This is a genomic window from Pseudomonas sp. MWU16-30323 (genome assembly GCF_020515595.1).
Classification (GTDB): Bacteria; Pseudomonadota; Gammaproteobacteria; order Pseudomonadales; family Pseudomonadaceae; genus Aquipseudomonas; species Aquipseudomonas yamanorum.
This window is the reverse complement of sequence record NZ_JAIWYM010000022.1, coordinates 1-20972: the sequence shown is the minus strand read 5'-3', so window position 1 is coordinate 20972 and position 20972 is coordinate 1. Positions and strand designations below refer to the sequence as shown.

Below are 20972 nucleotides of genomic sequence, written 5' to 3'. Positions count from 1 at the left end.
TTGACTGTGCAAGCAGCAGTCACAGGTGGCGCGGCACTCAATAAAGAGCGCAGCGCCGAATGCGCAGTACCTAACGAAGACGGTAATAAGCATGAATCTTCACGAGTATCAGGGTAAGCAGCTGTTCGCTGAATACGGCCTGCCAGTATCCAAGGGTTACGCAGTAGACACCCCGGAAGCAGCAGCAGAAGCTTGCGACAAAATCGGCGGCACCGAGTGGGTTGTCAAAGCCCAGGTTCACGCTGGTGGTCGCGGTAAAGCGGGCGGCGTTAAGCTGGTTCGCAGCAAAGAAGACGCCAAGGCCTTCGCTCAGCAGTGGCTGGGCAAGCGTCTGGTGACTTACCAGACTGATGCCAATGGCCAGCCAGTCACCAAGATCCTGGTTGAATCGTGCACTGATATCGCTAAAGAGCTGTACCTGGGCGCTGTCGTTGACCGTTCGAGCCGTCGCATCGTGTTCATGGCCTCCACCGAAGGTGGCGTGGACATTGAGAAGATCGCCGAAGAAACCCCAGAAAAAATTCTGAAAGCCACTATCGATCCACTGGTTGGCGCTCAGCCATTCCAGGGTCGCGAGCTGGCATTCCAGTTGGGTCTGGAAGGCAAGCAAGTTGCCCAGTTCGCCAAGATCTTCGTAGGTCTGGCCAAACTGTTCCAGGATCACGATCTGGCCCTGCTGGAAGTGAACCCGCTGGTGATCAAGGCTGACGGCGATCTGCATTGCCTCGACGCCAAGATCAACATCGACGCCAACGCCATGTACCGTCAGCCTAAGCTGAAGACTTTCCACGATCCGTCGCAAGACGATCCGCGCGAAGCGCACGCTGCCAAGTTCGAACTGAACTACGTAGCCCTGGAAGGCAACATCGGTTGCATGGTCAACGGTGCCGGCCTGGCCATGGGTACCATGGACATCGTCAACCTGCATGGCGGCAAACCAGCCAACTTCCTCGACGTAGGCGGCGGTGCCACCAAAGAACGCGTTACCGAAGCGTTCAAGATCATCCTGTCCGACTCCAACGTCGCTGCAGTACTGGTCAACATCTTCGGCGGCATCGTTCGTTGCGACATGATTGCCGAAGGCATCATCGGCGCAGTGAAAGAAGTCGGCGTTAAAATCCCGGTTGTTGTGCGCCTTGAAGGTAACAACGCTGAACTGGGCGCTAAAGTACTGGCAGAAAGCGGTTTGAACATCATCGCTGCTACCAGCCTGACCGACGCTGCTCAACAAGTTGTCAAAGCTGCGGAGGGCAAATAATGAGCGTCCTGATCAATAAAGACACCAAGGTTATCTGCCAGGGTATTACCGGTTCCCAAGGTAGTTTCCACACCCAGCAAGCCATCGAATACGGCACCAAGATGGTCGGTGGCGTTACGCCTGGTAAAGGCGGCACCGAGCACCTGGGTCTGCCAGTGTTCAACACCGTGAAAGATGCTGTAGCTGCCACTGGCGCCACCGCCAGCGTGATCTACGTTCCAGCTCCTTTCTGCAAGGACTCCATCCTGGAAGCAGCCTTCGGCGGCATCAAGCTGATCGTTTGCATCACCGAAGGCATTCCTACCCTGGACATGCTGGACGCTAAAGTTAAGTGCGACGAGCTGGGCGTAGTCCTGATCGGCCCTAACTGCCCAGGCGTGATCACTCCAGGCGAATGCAAGATCGGCATCATGCCAGGTCACATTCACTTGCCAGGTAAAGTCGGTATCGTTTCGCGTTCCGGCACCCTGACCTACGAAGCGGTCAAGCAGACTACTGACGCCGGTTTCGGTCAGTCGACTTGCGTCGGCATCGGCGGTGACCCGATCCCGGGTTCGAACTTCATCGACATCCTGAAGCTGTTCCAGGAAGACCCGAAGACCGAAGCGATCGTAATGATCGGTGAGATCGGCGGTTCGGCTGAAGAAGAAGCGGCTGCCTACATCAAGGCACACGTGACCAAGCCGGTTGTTTCCTACATCGCTGGTGTGACTGCCCCTGCTGGCAAGCGCATGGGCCATGCTGGCGCAATCATCTCTGGCGGCAAGGGTACTGCAGACGAGAAGTTTGCTGCCCTGGAAGACGCAGGCGTTAAAACCGTGCGTTCGCTGGCAGACATCGGCAAGGCTTTGTCCGAGCTGACAGGTTGGGCTGTCAAGTAAGCCTCGCGCTTAACTGACGCTTCACCCCACAAAGGCCACCTTCGGGTGGCCTTTGTGCATTCTGCAGGTTGGTGGAGATCAACATGTGGGAGCGGGCTTGCTCGCGAAGGCGGTGTATCAGTCAACAGATTCACAACTGAAAGACCGCCTTCGCGAACAAGCCCGCTCCCACATTCCATCGCATTTCAAAATTTAAATATAAAAACGCGACATAAAAATGTCGCTTATCGGACAGTTCGCCCCGCAACAGTGCGTTTGACCCGCAAATTCGTTAGGCTAGCCGCCTCTTTATGCGTACGCATCCCAAAAGGAAGCCCCGCGCCAGACCGGTCGGTCCCCATCAGGACCGGCAGTATTTCCCTCATCCATAGGGAAGCCCTCTCTAAATTCCGATTCAGTAGTGTGGTATTTCCTCAAATGAAAGTGTTGAAAAGCCAGGACATCCTGGCGTTGGGCTTTATGACTTTTGCCCTGTTCGTGGGCGCCGGCAACATCATCTTCCCGCCTATCGTCGGTTTGCAGTCCGGGCCTCATGTCTGGATGGCGGCGCTGGGCTTCCTGATCACCGCGGTCGGTTTGCCGGTGATCACCGTGGTCGCCCTGGCCAAGGTCGGTGGTGGCATGGACGCGTTGAGCAGTCCGATCGGCAAGATCGCCGGTGGCTTGCTGGCAGCGGCTGCCTACCTGGCAGTCGGCCCGCTGTTCGCTACCCCGCGAACCGCGACCGTGTCGTTTGAAGTGGGCCTGGCGCCGCTGACAGGTGAAAGCCCGCTGGCGCTGTTCCTCTACAGCTCGGTGTACTTCCTGTTGGTGTTCTTCATCTCCCTGTACCCAGGCCGTCTGCTGGATACCGTCGGTCGCTTCCTGGCGCCGTTGAAGATCATCGCCCTGGCCGTATTGGGCATCGCTGCCTTTGCCTTGCCGGCCGGTGACGTGGGTGTCGCTACCCCTGAATACGTCGCTGCACCGTTCTCCCAGGGCTTTATCAATGGTTACCTGACCATGGATACCCTTGGCGCCCTGGTGTTCGGCATCGTGATCGTCAACGCGATTCGCTCCCGTGGCGTCGAGTCGCCGAAGCTGATTACCCGCTACGCGATCATTGCCGGGCTGATTGCCGGCGTGGGCCTGGCGCTGGTGTACATCAGCCTGTTCCGCCTGGGTTCGGGCAGCCATGAAGTGGCCGCCGGTGCCGCCAATGGCGCCGCCGTGCTGCACGCGTACGTCCAGCACACCTTCGGCTCCCTGGGCAGCGGCTTCCTCGCCGTGCTGATTTCCCTGGCGTGCCTGGTGACCGCTGTAGGCCTGACCTGCGCCTGCGCCGAGTACTTCAGCCGTGTGCTGCCGCTGTCCTACAAGACCCTGGTGGTGATCCTCGCGGTGTTCTCGCTGTTTGTGTCCAACCTGGGCCTGACCAAGCTGATTGCGTTCTCGATTCCGGTACTGACCGCGATCTACCCGCCATGCATCGTGCTGGTGGCCCTGAGCTTCTGTAAGGACTTTTGGCAGGAGCAGGGCCGGATCGTCGGCCCGGTGATGCTGGTGTCGTTCATCTTCGGCTGCATTGACGCACTGAAGGGCGCTGGCCTGGCCGACTGGATGCCGTCGCAACTGGCTCACCTGCCGCTGAGCGAGCAGGGCCTGGCGTGGCTGGTGCCTTCGGTGATGACCCTGGTCGTCGCTGTGGTGGTTGACCGCGTGCTGGGCAAACGTAGCGAAGCGATTGCTTAAAACCCTGGTTCACGTGCTGTAATCGAAAATGCCCCGTATCAACCGATTCGGGGCATTTTTCCATTAGCTTTTCGTTGCGTGCGAGCATCGCATGGCTGCCATCAAATTGCAGCGACAGGTCGGCGGCGTCATTGATGCCCGTGGCGATTGCGGGATCCAGCAAATTCCCGGTGCCATATTTGCCGGACTCGGCGGTGAAGGCGAACTGCAGCGTTTCCTTGACCTCATCGGCCTGGCGCTTCAGCTGACGATCCGTCTTTGCTGGTGATAAGGAAGCAGTCGGTTAGCAGGGCCCCATTGGCGGTATTGTCATCAATCCTGATGGGGTACACCCCGGGGCGACTGCCTGATGCAAATGCACCATCAATGTAAAAGGCGGTCTCAGTTTCTTTGTCAGGCGAACCGCTGAGCGGGTTCAGGTTCACTTCCATGATCTTGTCGAACAGTGCCTGGGACAGCGTTTGTGTAGATGTCAGGATGCGTTCTGCGCCGGGCGTTAGACCGTACGTTTTGACGTGAATGGAATTCGGATCAATTAAAAACAGCAGGCAAAGTAAAGCCCGCACTTGGCGGGCTTTCTTTGCAGCATTGGCTTTTCAAGCCACGGTGTTCAAGTCGTCAGACTCAAGAACCGGTTGCAGGTGCTGCTTCTTTTGCAGCGGCTTCGTTCGATTCGGCCTGAGCTTTGGCAGCATCGGCGTTTTCTTTCGCAGCGTCATTCACTTTATCCTGAGCCTTCGCCATGTCTTTCTGAGCTTGCTCAGAATGTGCTGCGGCATCTTGGGCTTTGTCTTCGGATTTCTTGTCGCAGGCAGCGAGACCGAGGGCAGCGGCCAGCATCATGGAAATAGCTAAAGTCTTGCGCATTGGGTGTTTCTCCTTATTGAAGATATCTTCTGGCCTTTCGAGCGTAGGGGTTCAGCATTAGTTCCTTTTATTACACAGATATATAAACCACAGCCGCCAAGGAACTTTCACCCGCACTGTCTACACCGCGGGTCAACACTAATAAGAGTCCAGACTGAATGACCGAAAATCCTCTTTTATCCCGTGCCACGCGCTTTGTTTCAGCCTTGCGCCACTGCCAGGTGCTGGGGATCCAGGTCCATGCCGCCAGTGAAGACGGCATGACGCTGGTGCTGCCCTATGGACCGCATATCGTCGGTGATCCGCAGACCGGCGTGATCCACGGCGGCGCGCTCACCTCCTTGATGGACACCGCCTGCGGCATGGCCACCTTGTGTGTGTTGCCGGAGTTCGAGGTCTGCCCGACCCTGGACCTGCGTGTCGACTACATGCACCCGGCCGAGCCCCACAAGCCGGTATTCGGTTTTGCCCAGTGCTACCGGGTGACCACCGACGTGATCTTCACCCGCGGCTTCGCCTATCAGGACGACCCGCAGCAACCGATTGCCCATGTGGTGGGCACCTTCATGCGCATGGGCAAGCGCCTCAAGGGCAGCCAGGGCCTGGGCAATACGATCAAGGGAGAGCAGCCATGAAGCATCAGTTCAAGACCCGTCTGCAGCAAGCCCACGAGCGCGGCAACTACGAGGCGCTGCTCAACCTGATTCCCTACGCCAAGCTGATTGGCATCGAGTGCACGCGGCTGGGGGACGAATTGCTGTTCCGCATGCCGGCCAACAAGGACAACATTGGTAACCCGATATTACCGGCGATCCACGGTGGGGTGATTGCAGGCTTTATGGAGCTGTCCGCAGCCTTGCATTTGCTGGTATTTACCGGTGCACCAGGCGTCCCCAAAATCATCGACTTTTCCCTGGATTACCTGCGCGCCGGCCAGTTTCGCGACACTTACGCCAAATGCCAGGTGTGGCGCCAGGGCCGACGGGTAGCCAATGTGGCGATTACCGCGTGGCAAAGTACCCAGGCCGAGCCGATTGCCACCGCCCGTGCACATTTCAAGATTGAGGAACCGGGCCGCCCTTGAAATCCTGGTCTTAGCCCCCAACTTTGATGACAACCCGCCGCCAACCCTCAAGGGCGCGGCCACTGCCATCCAATTGGAGTTTGATGACCATGAGTGTGGAAACTCAAAAGGAAACCCTGGGCTTCCAGACCGAGGTGAAGCAACTGCTGCACCTCATGATCCATTCGCTGTATTCCAACAAGGAAATTTTCCTTCGCGAATTGATCTCGAACGCCTCTGACGCTGTCGACAAATTACGTTTCGAAGCCCTGTCCAAGCCTGAGTTGCTGGAAGGCGGCGCGGAACTGAAAATCCGTGTGAGCTTCGACAAAGACGCGAAAACCGTCACCCTCGAAGACAACGGTATCGGCATGAGCCGTGACGATGCGATCACCCACCTGGGGACCATCGCCAAATCCGGCACCGCTGATTTCATGAAAAACCTGTCGGGCGACCAGAAGAAAGATTCGCACCTGATCGGCCAGTTCGGCGTGGGTTTCTACTCGGCCTTCATCGTTGCCGACAAGGTTGAAGTATTTAGCCGCCGCGCCGGCCTTGCTGCCAGCGAAGGCGTGCACTGGTCGTCCAAAGGCGAGGGCGAATTTGAAATCGCCACCGTCGACAAGGCAGACCGTGGTACCCGCATCGTGCTGCACCTGAAGTCCGGTGAAGACGAGTTCGCCGATGGCTGGCGCCTGCGCAATATCATCAAGAAGTACTCCGACCACATTGCGTTGCCGATCGAGTTGCCGAAAGAACAAGCGGCGGCCGAAGGCGAAGAGGCGCCAGCCCAGGAATGGGAAGTGGTCAACCGTGCCAGCGCCCTGTGGACCCGTCCTCGTACCGAAGTCAAAGACGAGGAATACCAGGAGTTCTACAAGCACATCGCCCATGACTACGAGAACCCGCTGAGCTGGAGCCACAACAAGGTCGAAGGCAAGCTGGAATACAGCTCGCTGCTCTACGTACCGGCCCGTGCTCCGTTCGACCTGTACCAGCGTGAAGCGCCGAAAGGCCTGAAGCTGTACGTGCAGCGCGTGTTCGTGATGGACCAGGCGGAATCCTTCCTGCCGTTGTACCTGCGCTTTATCAAAGGCGTGGTCGACTCCAACGACCTGTCGCTGAACGTGTCGCGGGAAATCCTGCAGAAAGACCCGATCATCGACTCGATGAAGTCGGCGCTGACCAAGCGTGTCCTCGATATGCTGGAAAAACTGGCGAAGAACGAGCCTGAGCAATACAAGGGCTTCTGGAAAAACTTCGGCCAGGTCATGAAAGAAGGCCCGGCAGAAGATTTCGCCAACAAGGAAAAAATCGCCGGCCTGCTGCGTTTCGCATCGACCCACGGTGACGACGGTGAGCAGACCGTTTCCCTGGCCGACTACCTGGCTCGCGCCAAGGAAGGTCAGGACAAGATCTACTACCTGACCGGCGAAACCTACGCTCAGGTCAAGAACAGCCCGCACCTGGAAGTCTTCCGCAAGAAAGGCATCGAAGTGCTGCTGCTGACCGACCGGATCGACGAGTGGCTGATGAGCTACCTCAGCGACTTCGACGGCAAGAGCTTTGTTGACGTCGCCCGCGGCGACCTGGACCTGGGCAACCTGGATTCCGAAGAAGACAAGAAAGCCGCTGAAGAAGTGGCCAAGTCCAAAGAGGGCCTGGTTGAGCGAATCAAGACCGCCTTGGGCGATGCCGTCAGCGAAGTGCGGGTTTCCCACCGTCTGACTGATTCCCCGGCGATCCTGGCCATCGGCGAGCAGGACCTGGGCATGCAGATGCGTCAGATCCTGGAAGCCAGCGGCCAGAAGGTTCCGGATTCCAAGCCGATCTTCGAATTCAACCCGGCTCATCCGCTGATCGAGAAACTCGACGGCGAGCAGAGCGAAGAGCGGTTTGGCGACCTGTCGCACATCCTCTTCGACCAGGCAGCCCTGGCTGCCGGCGACAGCCTGAAAGACCCGGCCGCTTATGTGCGCCGACTGAACAAGCTGTTGGTTGAACTGTCGGTTTAACAGCGTTGTAGAAAAACCCGCTTCGGCGGGTTTTTTCGTTCTAGAGCCTTTCACCTGGAGTAAATGATGAGCCAAATCACCGTGCGTTCCGTGGTCTATCAGATTGATGGCCAGCCTTATGAAAGCCGCCTGGCGTTTGATGCCAGTCATAAGGGCCCGCTGCCAGGGTTGTTGATGGCGCCGAACTGGATGGGTGTCAGTGCCGGTGCTGAAGAGATCGCCAGGAGCGTGGCCAGCAAGGGCTACGTGGTGCTGCTCGCCGACCTGTACGGGCAAACGGTTCGCCCCTCGAATGGCGATGAGGCGGGTGCGGCGATGATGCCGTTGAAGAATGACCGGGTGCTGCTGAACAAGCGCATGCAGGTTGCACTTGATCACCTGAAAACCCAGACCGAAGCCGCGGTGGATACCTCGAAGCTGGCAACCTTCGGTTTCTGCTTCGGTGGCTGCTGCTCCCTGGAACTGGCGCGTACCGGCGCGCCGTTGAAAGCAGCGGTTTCGTTCCATGGCAGCCTCGACACACCGAACCCGGCCGATGCGAAAAACATCAAGGGTTCCGTGCTGGTGTTGCACGGTGCTTCCGACCCGTTGGTGCCGAAAGAACAACTGCCTGCGTTTGAAGATGAAATGAACGCAGCCGGTGTGGATTGGCAATTGCTGAGCTACGGCGGTGCGGTGCACTCGTTTACCGATCCGCACGCGAACGTGCCGGGCAAGATGATGTATGACGCGAAGACCGCTGCACGGGCCTTCCAGTCGATGCATAACTTGCTGGATGAAGTGTTCAAGGGCTGATAGTTCGGTTGCCTGAGCTGGCCCCTTCGCGAGCAAGCCCGCTCCCACCTTTCGACCGCGTTCCTTCAGGGTGTACACGGTCAAAATGTGGGAGCGGGCTTGCTCGCGAAGGCTGTTTCACCGGCAATAAAGCGTTTAAGCCTTGCCTCCAGGCAACTCAATCCGCTCACTTTCCCCCGGCACTGTCGGCCAATCCCCAGCCGCCCAACGCTGCCGAGCCTGCTCGATCAACGCAGGATCACTCGCCACAAAATTCCAGTTAATCCGCCGTGGCCCATCCAGCGCCGCGCCGCCGAACACCACCAGATGGCAATCGGTCTCGGCAAACAGCGCCATGCTTTCGCCTGCCGGCAACACCACCAGGCTATGCACCTCCAGCACCTCGCCATCCAACTGCGCCTCACCCTCGAGCACATACACCGCCCGTTCTGCATGCTCATCCGGGATCAGCAGCGTCGTAGCCGTCTGCATCCGCACCTCGGCATACAAGGTGGGCGACAACACCGGCACGGGGGACTCGAGGCAAAAGCCGCTGCCGGCAATCAGGCGAATTTGCACGTCAAGGTTGTCACTCACCGGCAAGCTGGCGGCGGGGTGATGGCTGTAATGCCCCGGTCCTTGCTCATGTTCCCGGGGCGAGGCCAGCCACACTTGCAACCCGTGCAGGCTGAAACCACTGGCCTTCAACGCCTCAGGGCTACGTTCAACGTGGGCAATGGCGCTGCCGGCGGTCATCCAGCTGACGTCCCCGGCCTTGACCAACTGGTCGGAGCCGAGGCTGTCCTTGTGCAGGAGTTCGCCTTCAAACAGGTAGGTCAGGGTGGAGAGGCCGATATGCGGGTGTTGGCGAATATTCATGCCGGTGCCCGGGGCATAACGGGTTTGCAGCATATGGTCGAAAAACACGAAAGGCCCGACGCTGCGGCATTGCCGGGAGGGCAGCGGGCGCAGGATCGGTTGGCCTTCCACATCTTCGGCGCGCGGGCGGATCACGGTCGTTGTGGTCATGGTGCATCCCAGTCTGAGCGGGTTAGATGGCATGAGCATAACCCGCTCGACGGGAGGTTGCCGCTACTGGCTGAAGGCGCCTTCCGAGAGCTGGGTCTCGATGGTGACTTCGGCGGTGGTCATCAGCTTGTGCACCGGGCAGCGATCCGCCACGCGATGCAGTTCATCACGCTGCTCGTCGGTGAGTACGCCCTTGAGGGTGAGTTTGACGCTGAGCTTGTATTTGCCCTTTTGCTCTTCGGTGCTGTCGTGGGTGACTTCCACGGTGACGCCGGTCAGCGGAATGTCTTTTTTCTGCGCATAGAGCTTGACCGTCAGGGCTTTGCACGACGCCAGCGCGGCATCGAAGTAATCGTGGGGAGAGGGCGCCGAATCGTCGCCGCCCAGGCTCTTGGGCAGGTCGGTAAACAGCTCATGGTTATTGATGTTGACGCTGTGGCGAAAGTTTTCGGCGTTCAGCGTGTTCACGGTAACAGGCATGGCAAACCTCACAGGGTGGCAGGGAGAAGGTCATGCAGTTATAGAGCATGCTGGCACCTTGGTGTTCCCCATTGTTTACCGCTGAACCCGCGGATGAGGCCTGAGGTCTACCTTCATTAGCCCTTGTTTGAGAGACCCCTGTGCGCCGGACCCGCCTGAGTATTGCCCTGTTACTGGCCGCCGCGAGCCTTGCGGTGCAGGCCCGCGACTATGCCTACAGCGATGCACACCTGCACTACGTCGACTTCTTCCAGGAGTCGGCGGGCATGGGCAAGTTGCTCAAGGCCATGGCCGATAATCGCATCGAGCATGTGATGATTTCCGGCATTCCCGTGGCCAAGAAATGGCATGAAGACGAACCCAAGCGTCCGCGTTATTACGCCGGCGACGATGCCGACGCGTATTGGTACAGCGCCACTGACGTCTTTGTCGCCGATGCGGTGAATAAGCTGGCCCCGGAGCAACGCCGGCACTTTCACCCGTTCCTCAGCGGTTTCAACCCCAACGATAAAAACGCCGCGTCCCACATCCAGCGCATGCTCGACCTCAATCCAGGGCTGTGGCAAGGCATCGGTGAAGTCTTCACCCGTCACGACGACCTGACTGCGCTGACCTCCGGCGACACCCCGAGGGCCAATAACGAGGCGATGACGCGCATCTATCACCTGGCGGCGGAGAACGATCTGCCGGTGATGGTGCATTCCAACATCACCTCCAAGCGTGAGAAAAATCCGTTGTACCTGGCGGAAATGGAAGAGCCGCTGCGCAATCATCCGCACACCCGGTTTATCTGGGCCCACGCGGGCAGCAGCATGGAAATCCACCGGCACCAGACGCAGATGGATTTCCTGCTGCCGACCCTGGCGCGGATGCTGGAGGCTTATCCGAACCTGTACGTCGACCTGTCCTGGAGCGTGCTCACGCCTTACTTGCTGGATGAGGCGGGAAAGCCACGCCCTGAGTGGATAAAGCTGGTAGAGCGCTTCCCGGACCGCTTCATGCTCGGCTCAGACGTGGTAGGACGGTTCAACAAGCTGGGTAAGGAAATGCGCAGCTTTGACCCGTTCCTTGATGCGCTGCCTGAAGACGTGGCCAGAAAGGTCGCACGGGACAATTTCCTGGCGATTCTGCCCAAGGCCAGGTGATGGGTTTAGCTGAATCGCTATAGCCGAGGCGGGGCGATCATAAGGCGTTTTGATATCGCGCTTTCGTCTTACGCAAAAGTCTCTACTCGACGATACCTTTCAAGAGCCCGCTGCAGGTGGATGCAGCGCATTTGGAAGGATCCGAGCATGAATATCAGAAGTCTGAATATCGCCCCTCGCGCCGGCCTGGGGTTTGGTTTGCTGGCGCTGATGGTGTTTGCCCTGGGCGGGTTCGCCTTGTTGCAGATGGGCAATATGCGCCAGCAATCGGACCAGGTGGAAAACAACTGGCTGCCCAGGGTGATGGCGGTCGGCGAGATGAACCAGTTGGCCGATGAGTTGGCCGGCACCCTGCGTGAACTGGTGACGCTGAACAAGGAGTGTTAAACGCAAAGGCAAGATCCAGAGCGAAAGCCAAATCTGAAGCGGAGGCCGCTGTGCTCTTGCTGTTGATCTTGATCTTAGGCACACCGAGCCTAGGCGAGGTGCCGAGTGGTGGGGCAAGAGCCCATTTGGTTACTTTTGGCTGGGCCGGCATTCCGGGCTCTTTTCCAAAAGTGACCCGCTGTAAAAGCGGAACCCCTATCCGCCATCCCCCAAATAATGGATATACACCCCACAACCGACGCAAAAAAAAACGCCCCGAACCAGTCGGGGCGTTTTCAGACGATCAAGCCGCAGGGGCTTTTACTTACCCTGCCAGCGCTTCAGCACCAAGGTAGCGTTAGTGCCACCAAAGCCAAAGCTGTTGCTCATCACAGTGTTGATGGTCGCATCTTCACGGGTCTTGGTCAGGATAGGCATGTCAGCCACGTCCGGGTCCAGTTCCTCGATGTTGGCAGAACCTGCCATGAAGTTGCCTTCCATCATCAGCAGGCAGTAGATCGCTTCGTGAACGCCGGCGGCGCCCAGGGAGTGACCCGACAGGCTCTTGGTAGAGCTGATCGCCGGTGCCTTGTCGCCGAATACCGCACGCACGCCTTCCATTTCCTTGGAGTCGCCGACCGGAGTCGAAGTACCGTGGGTGTTCAGGTAGTCGATCGGGGTATCAACGGTGGACATGGCCATCTGCATGCAGCGGATGGCGCCTTCGCCGCTTGGCGCAACCATGTCGTAGCCGTCGGACGTCGCGCCGTAGCCAACGATTTCCGCGTAGATCTTCGCGCCACGGGCCAGGGCGTGTTCCAGCTCCTCGACCACCACCATGCCGCCACCGCCGGCAATGACGAAACCATCACGGTTTTTGTCATAGGCGCGGGAAGCTTTTTCCGGGGTTTCGTTGTACTGGGTCGACAGGGCGCCCATGGCGTCGAACAGGAACGACTGGCTCCAATGTTCTTCTTCACCACCACCGGCAAACACGATGTCTTGCTTGCCCAGCTGGATCTGCTCTACAGCGGTACCGATGCAGTGAGCACTGGTGGCGCAAGCGGAGGAGATCGAGTAGTTCACGCCTTTGATCTTGAACGGCGTGGCCAGGCAGGCGGAAACGGTGCTGCCCATGGTCCGCGTGACGCGGTACGGGCCAACACGCTTGACGCCTTTCTCGCGCAGGATGTCCAGCGCTTCCATCTGGTTCAAGGTCGACGCGCCACCGGAACCGGCGATCAGGCCGGTGCGCACGTTGGACACCTGGTCTTCGCTCAGGCCGGAATCGGTGATCGCGTCCTTCATGGCCAGGTAGGCGTAAGCAGCTGCGTGGCCGACGAAGCGATAGATCTTGCGATCGATCAGTTCTTCGAGGGGCAGGTCGATGGAGCCGGAAACCTGGCTACGCAGACCCATTTCGGCATATTCCGGGTTGAAGCGGATGCCAGGGCGACTTGCACGCAGGTTAGCGGAGACGGTCTCTTTGTCATTGCCCAGGCACGAAACGATGCCCAGACCAGTGATAACGACGCGGCGCATGCGGATAACCCTTAAAAGTTGTCAGTGGAAGTGAATACGCCGACCCGAAGGCCTTCGGCAGTATAAATCTCGCGACCGTCGACAGTCACCGAACCATCGGCAATGGCCAGGTTCAGCTTGCCCTTGAGGACGCGCTTGATTTGAATGTTGTAGGTGACTTTCTTGGCGGTCGGCAAGACCTGGCCAAAGAACTTCACCTCGCCCGAACCCAGGGCGCGACCGCGGCCCGGCAGGCCTTGCCAGCCCAGGTAGAAACCCACCAGCTGCCACATGGCGTCGAGGCCCAGGCAGCCCGGCATCACCGGATCGCCTTCGAAATGGCAGGCGAAAAACCACAGGTCAGGGGTGATATCCAGCTCGGCGACCAATTCACCTTTGCCGTACTTGCCACCCTCTTCGCTGATATGGGTGATGCGATCCACCATCAGCATGTTCGGGGCGGGCAGTTGCGCGTTACCTGGGCCGAACAGCTCACCGCGACTGCAGCGCAGCAGGTCTTCCCGAGTAAAGGCGTTTTGTTTGGTCATGCGAGCTCCTCAATAATCCCATGCGGCAGGGCAGGGCAAATCTTCCCGGCCGACTGAAGCGTTCATGCCTCATATCGGCAGCCTACACATAGACTATTGCGTTGTAGTGAAAGTCACAGCGTCAAGGTCATGAATGTACACTTGTGCACTGAAATTATAAACCGGGCCGGTTTACGGGCCCGTTCGGGTGCCTAAGACTGCCGCACTTTCGTCTTTCACGCCAGTCGCAGTTGGTTGATGGCACCGTGTTACTGCACCCATCGCTGCAGGATTTGCTGTAAATCCGTGCGTTTGAACGGCTTTGCCAGGTAATCGTTCATTCCGGCTGCCAGACAGGCTTCGCGGTCGCCCTGCAAGGCGTTGGCCGTGAGGGCAATGATCGGCAGGTCGGCACAGCCGGGCAACTGGCGAATCTGCCGGGTAGCCTCGTAGCCATCGATGCCCGGCAGTCGGCAGTCCATCAGGATCGCAGTAAAAATCAGGCTCTCGGCACTGCGAATCGCCTCGGCACCGTCGGTGGCGATGCTCACCTCGAACCCCAGGCTGCGCAGCATGGCTTCGACCACCGTGCGGTTCACCGGATTGTCTTCCACCAGCAATACGTTGCGGCCTTCGCCTGCACTGTCACTGCCTTCGGCGTTCGGCACGAGCACCGGCAAGCTCTGCTGGTAGATCGCCAGGGGGATTTCCAGGGTGAATACCGAGCCCTGGCCTTCCTGGCTCTGGGCGCGAAGGGTGCCGCCCATGCGTTCGGCCAGGGTGCGTGCGATAGGCAGGCCCAGGCCGGTGCCGCCGTAACGTCTTGAAATGGAACTGTCGGCTTGCTGGAACGCGTCGAACATCAGTTCCAGGCGCTCGGCGGAAATGCCAATCCCGCTGTCGCGCACGGTGCAGGTGAACCACAGCAATTCATGGTCCAGGGTCTGCCAATGGGGTTTGACGGTGACGGTGCCGTGCTCGGTGAACTTGAGGGCATTGCCGATCAGGTTCACCAGGATCTGCCGGATGCGGGTCGGGTCGCCCTTTACTTGCAGCGAGCCCAGGCCCTGCGGGATCGGCACTTCAAGCGCCAGCCCGCGTTGCTGGGCGGCATGCTGGAAAGCCTGGGCGCAACTGCCGATCAGCTCCACCAGGTCGAACGGAATGTGCTCAAGCTCCAGGGCCGCGCGCTCGATGCGCGAGAAGTCGAGGATGTCGTTGATCACCTTCAGCAGGTGTTCGGTGGACTCCGAGGCCAGCGCCGCGTATTCGGTTTGCTCCTCGGTCATGTCGGTGGTTTCCAGCAGCTGCAGCATGCCCAGCACCCCGTTCATCGGCGTGCGCAGTTCATGGCTCATCATCGCCAGGAAGTCCGACTTGGCATTGTTTGCCCGCTCGGCTTCCTCGCGGGTCTGGATCAACTGGGCCATGGCCTGGTGCTGTTCACGACTGGCCTGGTTCAAACCGTCGGCCAGGTTATTGATGTGGCGCGACAAGTCGCCCAGTTCCGAGTCATCGACGATAGGCAGTGGCGTCTGGTAATCGCCCTGCTGGATCGCCTTGACCGCATTGCCCATGGCGCTGATGGGTTGCGACAGGCTGGCCGCCAGGCGCCGGGCCAGCAGGAAGGTAAACAACAAGGCGAACAGCGCGAGAATCCCGGCCTTGAACAGGATTTCCTGCTGGCGCTGGCTGAACGCATCGTTGGACATACCCACAATCACCCGGCCCAGGTAATCCGCACGGGGCGCCTTGGGCTCGGCGATGTTGTCCTGGAAGAAGTCATTACCCAGCTGGATATGTTGCAGGCGAATCGGCGCCTGAAACACTTTCACCGACAGCGAACGGTCGTGCTTCTCCGATGGTTGCTCGACATACACCAGAATGTTTTCCGTGCTGTCCTGTATCTCCAGAAAGCGCACATGGGGCGTGGCCAGGGTGGCCCGCAACAGGCTTTCGAGCACGTCGTTGTTGCCGGAAATAACCCCGTATTCGGTGGCCGGTGCCAATTGGTTGGCGATCAATTGGCCGGTGTGGTCCAGCTCCTGGCGCAAGTCCTGGATCCGCACGAAGGTAAAGAAGCTGATCAACAGCAGTGTCAGCAGGAGTGCCGGACCCAGGGTGATGAGCTGGGTTCGGGTGTTGATGTCCCAACGGCGACGAAATGTCATGGGCGTTTTTCTCCTTCGGCCAGGCGGGCGGCGACGTTGGTTTCGTCCACCTGTTCGATCCCCAGTGAGCGCGCAACCTGCGGGTTGCCCACGACTTTGAAACGTTCCGGGTACAGCGAGCGCGGCCAGTTGGCGGGCGCATGGTCCAGTAGCCGGTCAAGTACGTTCAGCCAGTCGGCCTGATCGCTGTAGGTGCTGGCCAGGCTGCCGGCCTTGACGAACCCGGCGTTGGGTCCGACCAGGGGCAATTGCCTGGCGTAGCTGCTGAGCAGCAGGTTTTTCGCGGTTTTCGGGTTGTACAGCTGGGGATCATCCAGCCCCAGCAAGACGTCGCTGTTCTTGAACAGGCTTTGCAGCGGGCGACTGTCATTAGTGTTGCCCCAAAGCTGGGGCACGATCTCGAGGCCCATGGGGGCTGCGTACTGGCTCAGCTCGCGCAGCAGGAATTCGCTGTCGACGCCATAGAGCACGCCGATGCGCCGGGCCTGGGGCAGGATGCCGCTGATCAGGCGCAGTTGGCGGTCCAGCGGCGGGTCGCTCCACAACAGGCTGATCTTGGGCGGCACGCGGTCACCCAGGCGCTGGCGGGCTTGCAGGCGGCTGATGCGCAGCACCAGGGTCGGAGGGCCCTGGGTGTCCTGCAGGCGCCAGTCGAGGCTGGGCAGGTCCAGCAGGATCAGGCGGGTGCTGGCCGGTAGGTGCGCAGGGGCGGGAAGGTCTTTGAGCGGGGTGAACTTCACATGGTCTTCGGGGCGCTGTTCGCTCAGGGCCTGGACGAATGCTTGTACGCCCGGGCCGTCTTCGTCGGCGGTCAGCAGGATTTCCGCCGCCCATGTCGGTGCGGCAAACAGTAAAACCCCAAGCAACACACAGCACCGCCAGAGTCGGGCGGTAAAGGAGGGGGTCATCCGTGACGAGTCGCTGTCCACTAGAACTCTAGCTCCGCACTGAAGTAGAGCACGTGGCGTTGGTCATAGTTGTTGTCGGGCCAGGTGGTGGGCTGATTGTCGAGACGCTGTTGCAACATGCCGGCCAGCTCCACGTTGGCTTTGCCCAGGGCAATGCGCTTGGCCACGCGCAGGTCGACCCGTTCGAAGCGATACTGGTTGAGCGCGTCGTCGCCGTAGTAGAACACCGCGCTGGACCAGCCATGGCCCCATTCCCGCATCCAGCCGGCCGAGCCGCTGTTGCGAGCGGTTTGCTGTCTGTCCAGAGGGTTGGTGGCGCTGGCATCCACGTAAGCATAGGTCAGCCGCAGCCGGTCGGCGGTGCTCATGTGCCAGTCGAATTGGGTCTCGGTGCCGGTGAAACGCGAGCTGTTCGAGTTGCTGGCGATGTACTGGTTGTTACGCAGCGGCTCGCTGACCATGTCGCTGATTTCGTCGTAGAACAGCTTCACGTCCACGTTCAGCCCGATATCCGCAAAAAAGCCGTTGTAGCCCAGTTCCCGGGAGCGCATCAGCTCTTTGTTGAGGTTGCCCGGGCCGCGGGTCACCACGAAATATTGGCCGGAATTCTGGCCGTAGGCCGGTGAACTGAGGTTGGTGACACGGTAGCTCCAGTTGACGTTGTTCTCGAACATGTCCGGCGAACGGATCGCTTCGGAGTACACCGCGCGCAGGCCGTGGCGCGGGTTGATCAGGTAGTTGACGGCCACCCGGGGCGTCAGCGAGTTGCCGCTCAGGTGGGTGTCTTCGTACATCGCACCGCCCTGGAGCAGCCAGTGTTCGCTGGCGCGCCATTCCAGGTGGCCGAACAGGCGCCAGGTGGTGTCGTCCAGGGTGCCGTTGAAGTAGGTGTCGGAGTCGGCGCGGTCGTAGCGGTAGTTCATGCCGCTGACCAGGCGCAGGCTGTCGGACAGGCTGAGGGTGTCCTGAATCTCGAGGTCGTAGCGGCTTTCCTTGGTGCTTTGGTCGATGTTGCCGCAGACCGGGTCCTTGCCGCCGTCCTTCCATTGCTGGAGCACCTGGCGGGCCAGTGCCTGCTCGGCGGCGCTGCCGGGTGGAAGGTTGCCGGGGTTGAAGTTGTTCATGTGCCGGGCCAGTCGCTCGGCATAGTTGGGATTGAGTTGCCACAGCTGGGTCAGTTCCGGGCTGAACGAGACCTTGGCGTCGCACGCGCGCCAGATCTGCCGGCGATCCCACTGCTGGGCCGAGCCCTGGATATACAGGCTGTGGTCGGGGTTGAAGTCGAAGTTCCAGCGCAGGGAGCCGGCATAGTCCTTGGCGCTGACGTCGGAATTGTCACCGCCTTCGGTAATCCCGTCGAACACCGGTTGGTAGGTGTAAGGGCGCTGGTTGGTGCCTTCCTTGGCGTCCAGTTGCCAGTCGATGCTTTGTTGCGCATTCAGGGTCTGGCTTACCGCCAGGCTGAAGCGGCTCAGGCGGCGACCGTCGCGGCGGTCGGCGCCCACGCGGTCGCTGTCAAAACCATCGTCCTGTTGGCCGGACAGTGACAGGCGCAAGTCGCCGGTTTCCCAGCCCATGCCCTTGCTGGCGTACCAGTCGTTGATCCCCCGGCCGCCCTGGGTGAGTTTCATCCGTGTGCCATGGCTGTTGGCCGGCGAGCGGGTAAGGATGTTGACCACGGCCATCAGCGCGTTGGCGCCGTAGCTGACGGTATTGGGACCGCGGAAGACCTCAATGCGGTCGATGTCTTCCAGGGCTACCGGAATATCGCTCCAGTCCACCGTCGCCAGGCCCGCGCGGTAAACCGAGCGACCGTCGATCAGCACCTGCATGCGCCGCGCGTCGCCCGCCTGGGTACCGTGGTAATTCACGGCGGCCTGGTTGCCGGTGGTGTAGCCGACCATCATCCCGGGTACCAGCCGCAGCAGCTCGGGGATATCCCGCGCACCACTGGCCTTGATCAGCTCGCTGTCGATCACCGTCATGCTGCCGGGCACGGCGGCGGCCGATTGCTTGAGCCGGGTGGCGGTCAGTACCTGTGGCAGCGGTTGGCTGTCGAGGAACAGATCGTCGGCCAGCAACGGTGCACTGCACCATGGCATGCACAACAGCGTCAGCAGCAGGGATGAGCGAGGAGGAGGGCCCAAATACACGGCACGGCCTTGATAATTACGGATAGCCGCCCATGTTAACTGAGGTGGGGCCTTTTGCCAGTCGTCGGCCCTGTAATTACTTCGCCCAAATGTCGCATTTTCCGACAAGTGCTTGAATTGACGCGGGGGCTGGCCGCAGGCGGGTCGCTCCGTATAATGCGGCCATCGCCACTGCTATGGATTAACGGATTGCATATGACTGAACAGCGCCCTATTGCGGTCCTGGGAGGCGGAAGTTTTGGTACCGCCGTGGCTAATCTGCTGGCTGAAAATGGTCACCGGGTGCGCCAATGGATGCGTGACCCCGAGCAAGCCGAGGCCATTCGGGTCAACCGGGAAAACCCCCGTTACCTTAAAGGCATCAAGATTCTGCCGGCCGTGGAGCCGGTGACAGATTTGCTGGCGACGTTGACCGAGTGCGACCTGTGCTTCGTCGCGTTGCCCTCCAGTGCCTTGCGTTCGGTGCTCGCGCCTCACGCCGAGCGGCTGGCGGGCAAGCTGCTGGTCAGCCTGACCAAGGGCATCGAGGCGCACACCTTCAAGTTGATGAGCGAAATCCTTGAAGAAATCGCCCCCGAGGCGCGGATTGGCGTGTTGTCCGGGCCGAACCTGGCGCGGGAAGTGGCTGAGCACGCGCTGACTGCCACGGTGATCGCCAGTGAAGACGAAGAACTCTGCGAGCGGGTGCAGGAAGTGCTTCACGGTCGCACCTTCCGCGTTTACGCCAGTGCCGACCGTTTCGGCGTCGAGCTGGGCGGGGCGTTGAAGAACGTCTACGCGATCATCGCCGGCATGGCGGTTGCGCTGGGCATGGGCGAAAACACCAAGAGCATGCTGATCACCCGCGCCCTGGCCGAGATGACCCGGTTTGCGGTCAATCAGGGCGCCAACCCGATGACTTTTCTTGGCCTGGCGGGTGTGGGTGACCTGATCGTCACCTGCTCGTCACCGAAAAGCCGCAACTATCAGGTCGGTTTTGCCCTTGGCCAGGGCCTGAGCCTGGAAGACGCCGTGACGCGTTTGGGCGAAGTGGCCGAAGGCGTCAACACCCTGAAGGTGCTTAAGGCCAAGGCCCAGGAGGTCGGGGTGTATATGCCGCTGGTCGCGGGTTTGCACGCGATCCTGTTTGAAGGGCGCACCTTGAACCAGGTCATCGAGTTGCTGATGCGGGCCGAGCCTAAGACCGATGTCGACTTTATTTCCACCAGTGGTTTCAACTGAGGAACGCGTCATGAACGATCCGAAAGCAGCTCCCAAGTACGAGTCCATTGGCCTGCGTGTCCTGTGGATGCTGGTGTTTGCCCTGGTGTGGCAAGTGGCGCAGTTCCTGCTGGGTGCGCTGGTGGTAGTGCAACTGGTTTACCGGTTGGTGTACGGCGCGCCGAACCTGGGGCTGATGAATTTTGGTGACAGTTTGAGTCAGTTTTTGGCGCAGATTGGGCGGTTTGGCAGCTTTCACAGTGATCAGAAGCCTTGGCCGTTTGCTGATTGGCCGACGCCGCGTACGCCGGAAGGTGAGGCCGCCCACAGTGTGCCGCCGGCGCCGCATCCTGTGCGTGATGAGGAGCCGAAGCTATGAAGGTGTGGGTGTTGCGTCACGGTGAGGCCGAGGGGCATGCGCGCACGGATGCTGAGCGCAATTTGACGGCCCATGGGCGCGAGGAGGTTTTGCGCAGTGCGGGGCATCTGATTGGGCAGCCTGTGCGGGCGATTATTGCCAGTCCGTATGTGCGGGCGCAGCAGACGGCGCAGTTGGTGCGTGAGGCGTTGGGGTTTGAGCCCGACGTCCGCACGGTGCCTTGGTTGACGCCCGAGAGTAATCCGCTGGAGGTGCTCAAGCATCTCGATAATGACGATGATGTGTTGTTGGTCAGCCATCAGCCGTTTGTGGGGGGGCTGATCAGTTATTTGCAGCATGGGCATTTGCGGCAGCCGCAGGCTATGAGTACGGCGAGTCTGGCGGAGTTGGAGGGGGATTTTCCGTTGGCGGGGTTGATGAGTCTTTTGAGTGTTCGGAATCCTTAAGGTTGGGTTTGGGTTTGGGTTTGGGTTTGGGGACATATCCGTTTCTTCGGTGACGGCC

General features: G+C 59.8%; 20 protein-coding genes and 1 pseudogene. 13 read left to right on the top strand and 8 right to left on the bottom strand.

Annotated elements, in window-relative coordinates:
• Positions 1-91 precede the first annotated feature (91 nt).
• The 4 genes from sucC (at position 92) to LIY45_RS22000 (ending at position 4138) form a co-directional block, all read left to right on the top strand.
• Positions 92-1258 (top strand): ADP-forming succinate--CoA ligase subunit beta, encoded by a 1167-nt coding sequence (sucC, locus tag LIY45_RS22015; protein ID WP_003210567.1) that lies wholly within the window; start codon positions 92-94, stop codon positions 1256-1258.
• Positions 1258-2139, top strand: a complete 882-nt coding sequence (gene sucD / locus LIY45_RS22010) for a succinate--CoA ligase subunit alpha (protein ID WP_003210566.1) — start codon at positions 1258-1260, stop codon at positions 2137-2139. Before sucC ends, sucD begins: the two co-directional genes overlap by 1 nt.
• Before the next feature lie 417 nt (positions 2140-2556).
• The gene (brnQ, locus tag LIY45_RS22005) at positions 2557-3870 is read left to right on the top strand and encodes a branched-chain amino acid transport system II carrier protein (RefSeq protein WP_063028206.1); all 1314 of its coding nucleotides are present in this window, start codon (positions 2557-2559) and stop codon (positions 3868-3870) included.
• Between the two features lie 91 nt (positions 3871-3961).
• Entirely contained in the window at positions 3962-4138 is a 177-nt protein-coding gene (locus LIY45_RS22000; protein WP_226477597.1) for a hypothetical protein, read from the top strand.
• 356 nt (positions 4139-4494) lie between these two features.
• Here the strand turns inward: LIY45_RS22000 and LIY45_RS21995 are convergent, their stop codons facing one another.
• The gene (locus LIY45_RS21995) at positions 4495-4737 is read right to left on the bottom strand and encodes a hypothetical protein (protein WP_017477534.1); all 243 of its coding nucleotides are present in this window, start codon (positions 4735-4737) and stop codon (positions 4495-4497) included.
• 158 nt (positions 4738-4895) lie between these two features.
• On the opposite strand from LIY45_RS21995, the gene LIY45_RS21990 reads away from it, so the two are divergent.
• The 4 genes from LIY45_RS21990 (at position 4896) to LIY45_RS21975 (ending at position 8610) form a co-directional block, all read left to right on the top strand.
• A complete protein-coding gene (locus LIY45_RS21990; protein ID WP_226477596.1) occupies positions 4896-5372 on the top strand; it encodes a PaaI family thioesterase in 477 nt (158 codons plus the stop codon).
• The gene (locus LIY45_RS21985) at positions 5369-5821 is read left to right on the top strand and encodes a PaaI family thioesterase (RefSeq protein ID WP_226477595.1); all 453 of its coding nucleotides are present in this window, start codon (positions 5369-5371) and stop codon (positions 5819-5821) included. Before LIY45_RS21990 ends, LIY45_RS21985 begins: the two co-directional genes overlap by 4 nt.
• 89 nt (positions 5822-5910) lie before the next feature.
• Positions 5911-7815, top strand: a complete 1905-nt coding sequence (htpG, locus tag LIY45_RS21980) for a molecular chaperone HtpG (RefSeq protein ID WP_026077971.1) — start codon at positions 5911-5913, stop codon at positions 7813-7815.
• Positions 7816-7881: 66 nt separating this feature from the next.
• A complete protein-coding gene (locus LIY45_RS21975) occupies positions 7882-8610 on the top strand; it encodes a dienelactone hydrolase family protein (protein WP_226477594.1) in 729 nt (242 codons plus the stop codon).
• Between the two features lie 135 nt (positions 8611-8745).
• Here the strand turns inward: LIY45_RS21975 and LIY45_RS21970 are convergent, their stop codons facing one another.
• Together LIY45_RS21970 and LIY45_RS21965 are read right to left on the bottom strand one after the other, a co-directional pair.
• Positions 8746-9618 (bottom strand): pirin family protein, encoded by an 873-nt coding sequence (locus LIY45_RS21970; RefSeq protein ID WP_226477593.1) that lies wholly within the window; start codon positions 9616-9618, stop codon positions 8746-8748.
• Between the two features lie 63 nt (positions 9619-9681).
• Entirely contained in the window at positions 9682-10098 is a 417-nt protein-coding gene (locus tag LIY45_RS21965) for an OsmC family protein (RefSeq protein ID WP_226477592.1), read from the bottom strand.
• 140 nt (positions 10099-10238) lie between these two features.
• On the opposite strand from LIY45_RS21965, the gene LIY45_RS21960 reads away from it, so the two are divergent.
• Positions 10239-11243 carry an amidohydrolase family protein gene (locus LIY45_RS21960; protein WP_226477591.1) on the top strand — a complete coding sequence of 335 codons (1005 nt, stop codon included), beginning with the start codon at positions 10239-10241 and terminating at the stop codon, positions 11241-11243.
• A gap of 147 nt (positions 11244-11390) precedes the next feature.
• Positions 11391-11570: pseudogene (locus LIY45_RS21955) on the top strand (methyl-accepting chemotaxis protein); the annotation flags it as partial.
• 360 nt (positions 11571-11930) lie between these two features.
• Here LIY45_RS21955 and fabB read toward each other — a convergent pair.
• The 5 genes from fabB to LIY45_RS21930 all read right to left on the bottom strand — a co-directional run bounded on the left by fabB (position 11931) and on the right by LIY45_RS21930 (position 18889).
• On the bottom strand, positions 11931-13151 hold the full coding sequence (gene fabB / locus LIY45_RS21950; RefSeq protein ID WP_017480195.1) for a beta-ketoacyl-ACP synthase I: 1221 nt from the start codon (positions 13149-13151) through the stop codon (positions 11931-11933).
• Positions 13152-13162: 11 nt separating this feature from the next.
• Complete coding sequence (gene fabA, locus LIY45_RS21945) at positions 13163-13678, bottom strand: 3-hydroxyacyl-[acyl-carrier-protein] dehydratase FabA (RefSeq protein WP_003210552.1); 516 nt, start codon at positions 13676-13678, stop codon at positions 13163-13165.
• A 248-nt stretch (positions 13679-13926) separates the two neighbouring features.
• Positions 13927-15828 (bottom strand): ATP-binding protein, encoded by a 1902-nt coding sequence (locus LIY45_RS21940; RefSeq protein WP_226477590.1) that lies wholly within the window; start codon positions 15826-15828, stop codon positions 13927-13929.
• The gene (locus LIY45_RS21935) at positions 15825-16736 is read right to left on the bottom strand and encodes an ABC transporter substrate binding protein (RefSeq protein ID WP_226477589.1); all 912 of its coding nucleotides are present in this window, start codon (positions 16734-16736) and stop codon (positions 15825-15827) included. Before LIY45_RS21935 ends, LIY45_RS21940 begins: the two co-directional genes overlap by 4 nt.
• 20 nt (positions 16737-16756) lie before the next feature.
• The gene (locus LIY45_RS21930) at positions 16757-18889 is read right to left on the bottom strand and encodes a TonB-dependent receptor (RefSeq protein ID WP_226477588.1); all 2133 of its coding nucleotides are present in this window, start codon (positions 18887-18889) and stop codon (positions 16757-16759) included.
• Positions 18890-19084: 195 nt separating this feature from the next.
• Between LIY45_RS21930 and LIY45_RS21925 the strand changes: the two genes are divergently transcribed.
• Genes LIY45_RS21925 through sixA form a run of 3 tightly spaced genes read left to right on the top strand, consistent with a single transcriptional unit; the run spans position 19085 to position 20914 of the window.
• Positions 19085-20110, top strand: a complete 1026-nt coding sequence (locus tag LIY45_RS21925) for an NAD(P)H-dependent glycerol-3-phosphate dehydrogenase (RefSeq protein ID WP_226477587.1) — start codon at positions 19085-19087, stop codon at positions 20108-20110.
• Between the two features lie 10 nt (positions 20111-20120).
• Entirely contained in the window at positions 20121-20468 is a 348-nt protein-coding gene (locus tag LIY45_RS21920) for a DUF4389 domain-containing protein (RefSeq protein ID WP_226477586.1), read from the top strand.
• The gene (sixA, locus tag LIY45_RS21915; protein ID WP_226477585.1) at positions 20465-20914 is read left to right on the top strand and encodes a phosphohistidine phosphatase SixA; all 450 of its coding nucleotides are present in this window, start codon (positions 20465-20467) and stop codon (positions 20912-20914) included. The genes LIY45_RS21920 and sixA overlap by 4 nt, the downstream gene beginning before the upstream one ends.
• The last annotated feature ends 58 nt before the right edge of the window (positions 20915-20972 follow it).

Bases quoted from the DNA above. Each gene is read 5' to 3' on its own strand.
- LIY45_RS21940 (WP_226477590.1), bottom strand. From the start codon at position 15,828: ATGACATTTCGTCGCCGTTGGGACATCAACACCCGAACCCAGCTCATC.
- LIY45_RS21985 (WP_226477595.1), top strand. From the start codon at position 5,369: ATGAAGCATCAGTTCAAGACCCGTCTGCAGCAAGCCCACGAGCGCGGC.
- LIY45_RS21995 (WP_017477534.1), bottom strand. From the start codon at position 4,737: ATGCGCAAGACTTTAGCTATTTCCATGATGCTGGCCGCTGCCCTCGGT.
- brnQ (WP_063028206.1), top strand. From the start codon at position 2,557: ATGAAAGTGTTGAAAAGCCAGGACATCCTGGCGTTGGGCTTTATGACT.
- sucC (WP_003210567.1), top strand. From the start codon at position 92: ATGAATCTTCACGAGTATCAGGGTAAGCAGCTGTTCGCTGAATACGGC.
- LIY45_RS21920 (WP_226477586.1), top strand. From the start codon at position 20,121: ATGAACGATCCGAAAGCAGCTCCCAAGTACGAGTCCATTGGCCTGCGT.
- LIY45_RS21970 (WP_226477593.1), bottom strand. From the start codon at position 9,618: ATGACCACAACGACCGTGATCCGCCCGCGCGCCGAAGATGTGGAAGGC.
- LIY45_RS21935 (WP_226477589.1), bottom strand. From the start codon at position 16,736: ATGACCCCCTCCTTTACCGCCCGACTCTGGCGGTGCTGTGTGTTGCTT.
- LIY45_RS21990 (WP_226477596.1), top strand. From the start codon at position 4,896: ATGACCGAAAATCCTCTTTTATCCCGTGCCACGCGCTTTGTTTCAGCC.
- sixA (WP_226477585.1), top strand. From the start codon at position 20,465: ATGAAGGTGTGGGTGTTGCGTCACGGTGAGGCCGAGGGGCATGCGCGC.
- LIY45_RS21975 (WP_226477594.1), top strand. From the start codon at position 7,882: ATGAGCCAAATCACCGTGCGTTCCGTGGTCTATCAGATTGATGGCCAG.
- LIY45_RS22000 (WP_226477597.1), top strand. From the start codon at position 3,962: ATGGCTGCCATCAAATTGCAGCGACAGGTCGGCGGCGTCATTGATGCC.
- LIY45_RS21965 (WP_226477592.1), bottom strand. From the start codon at position 10,098: ATGCCTGTTACCGTGAACACGCTGAACGCCGAAAACTTTCGCCACAGC.
- sucD (WP_003210566.1), top strand. From the start codon at position 1,258: ATGAGCGTCCTGATCAATAAAGACACCAAGGTTATCTGCCAGGGTATT.
- LIY45_RS21925 (WP_226477587.1), top strand. From the start codon at position 19,085: ATGACTGAACAGCGCCCTATTGCGGTCCTGGGAGGCGGAAGTTTTGGT.
- fabA (WP_003210552.1), bottom strand. From the start codon at position 13,678: ATGACCAAACAAAACGCCTTTACTCGGGAAGACCTGCTGCGCTGCAGT.
- fabB (WP_017480195.1), bottom strand. From the start codon at position 13,151: ATGCGCCGCGTCGTTATCACTGGTCTGGGCATCGTTTCGTGCCTGGGC.
- htpG (WP_026077971.1), top strand. From the start codon at position 5,911: ATGAGTGTGGAAACTCAAAAGGAAACCCTGGGCTTCCAGACCGAGGTG.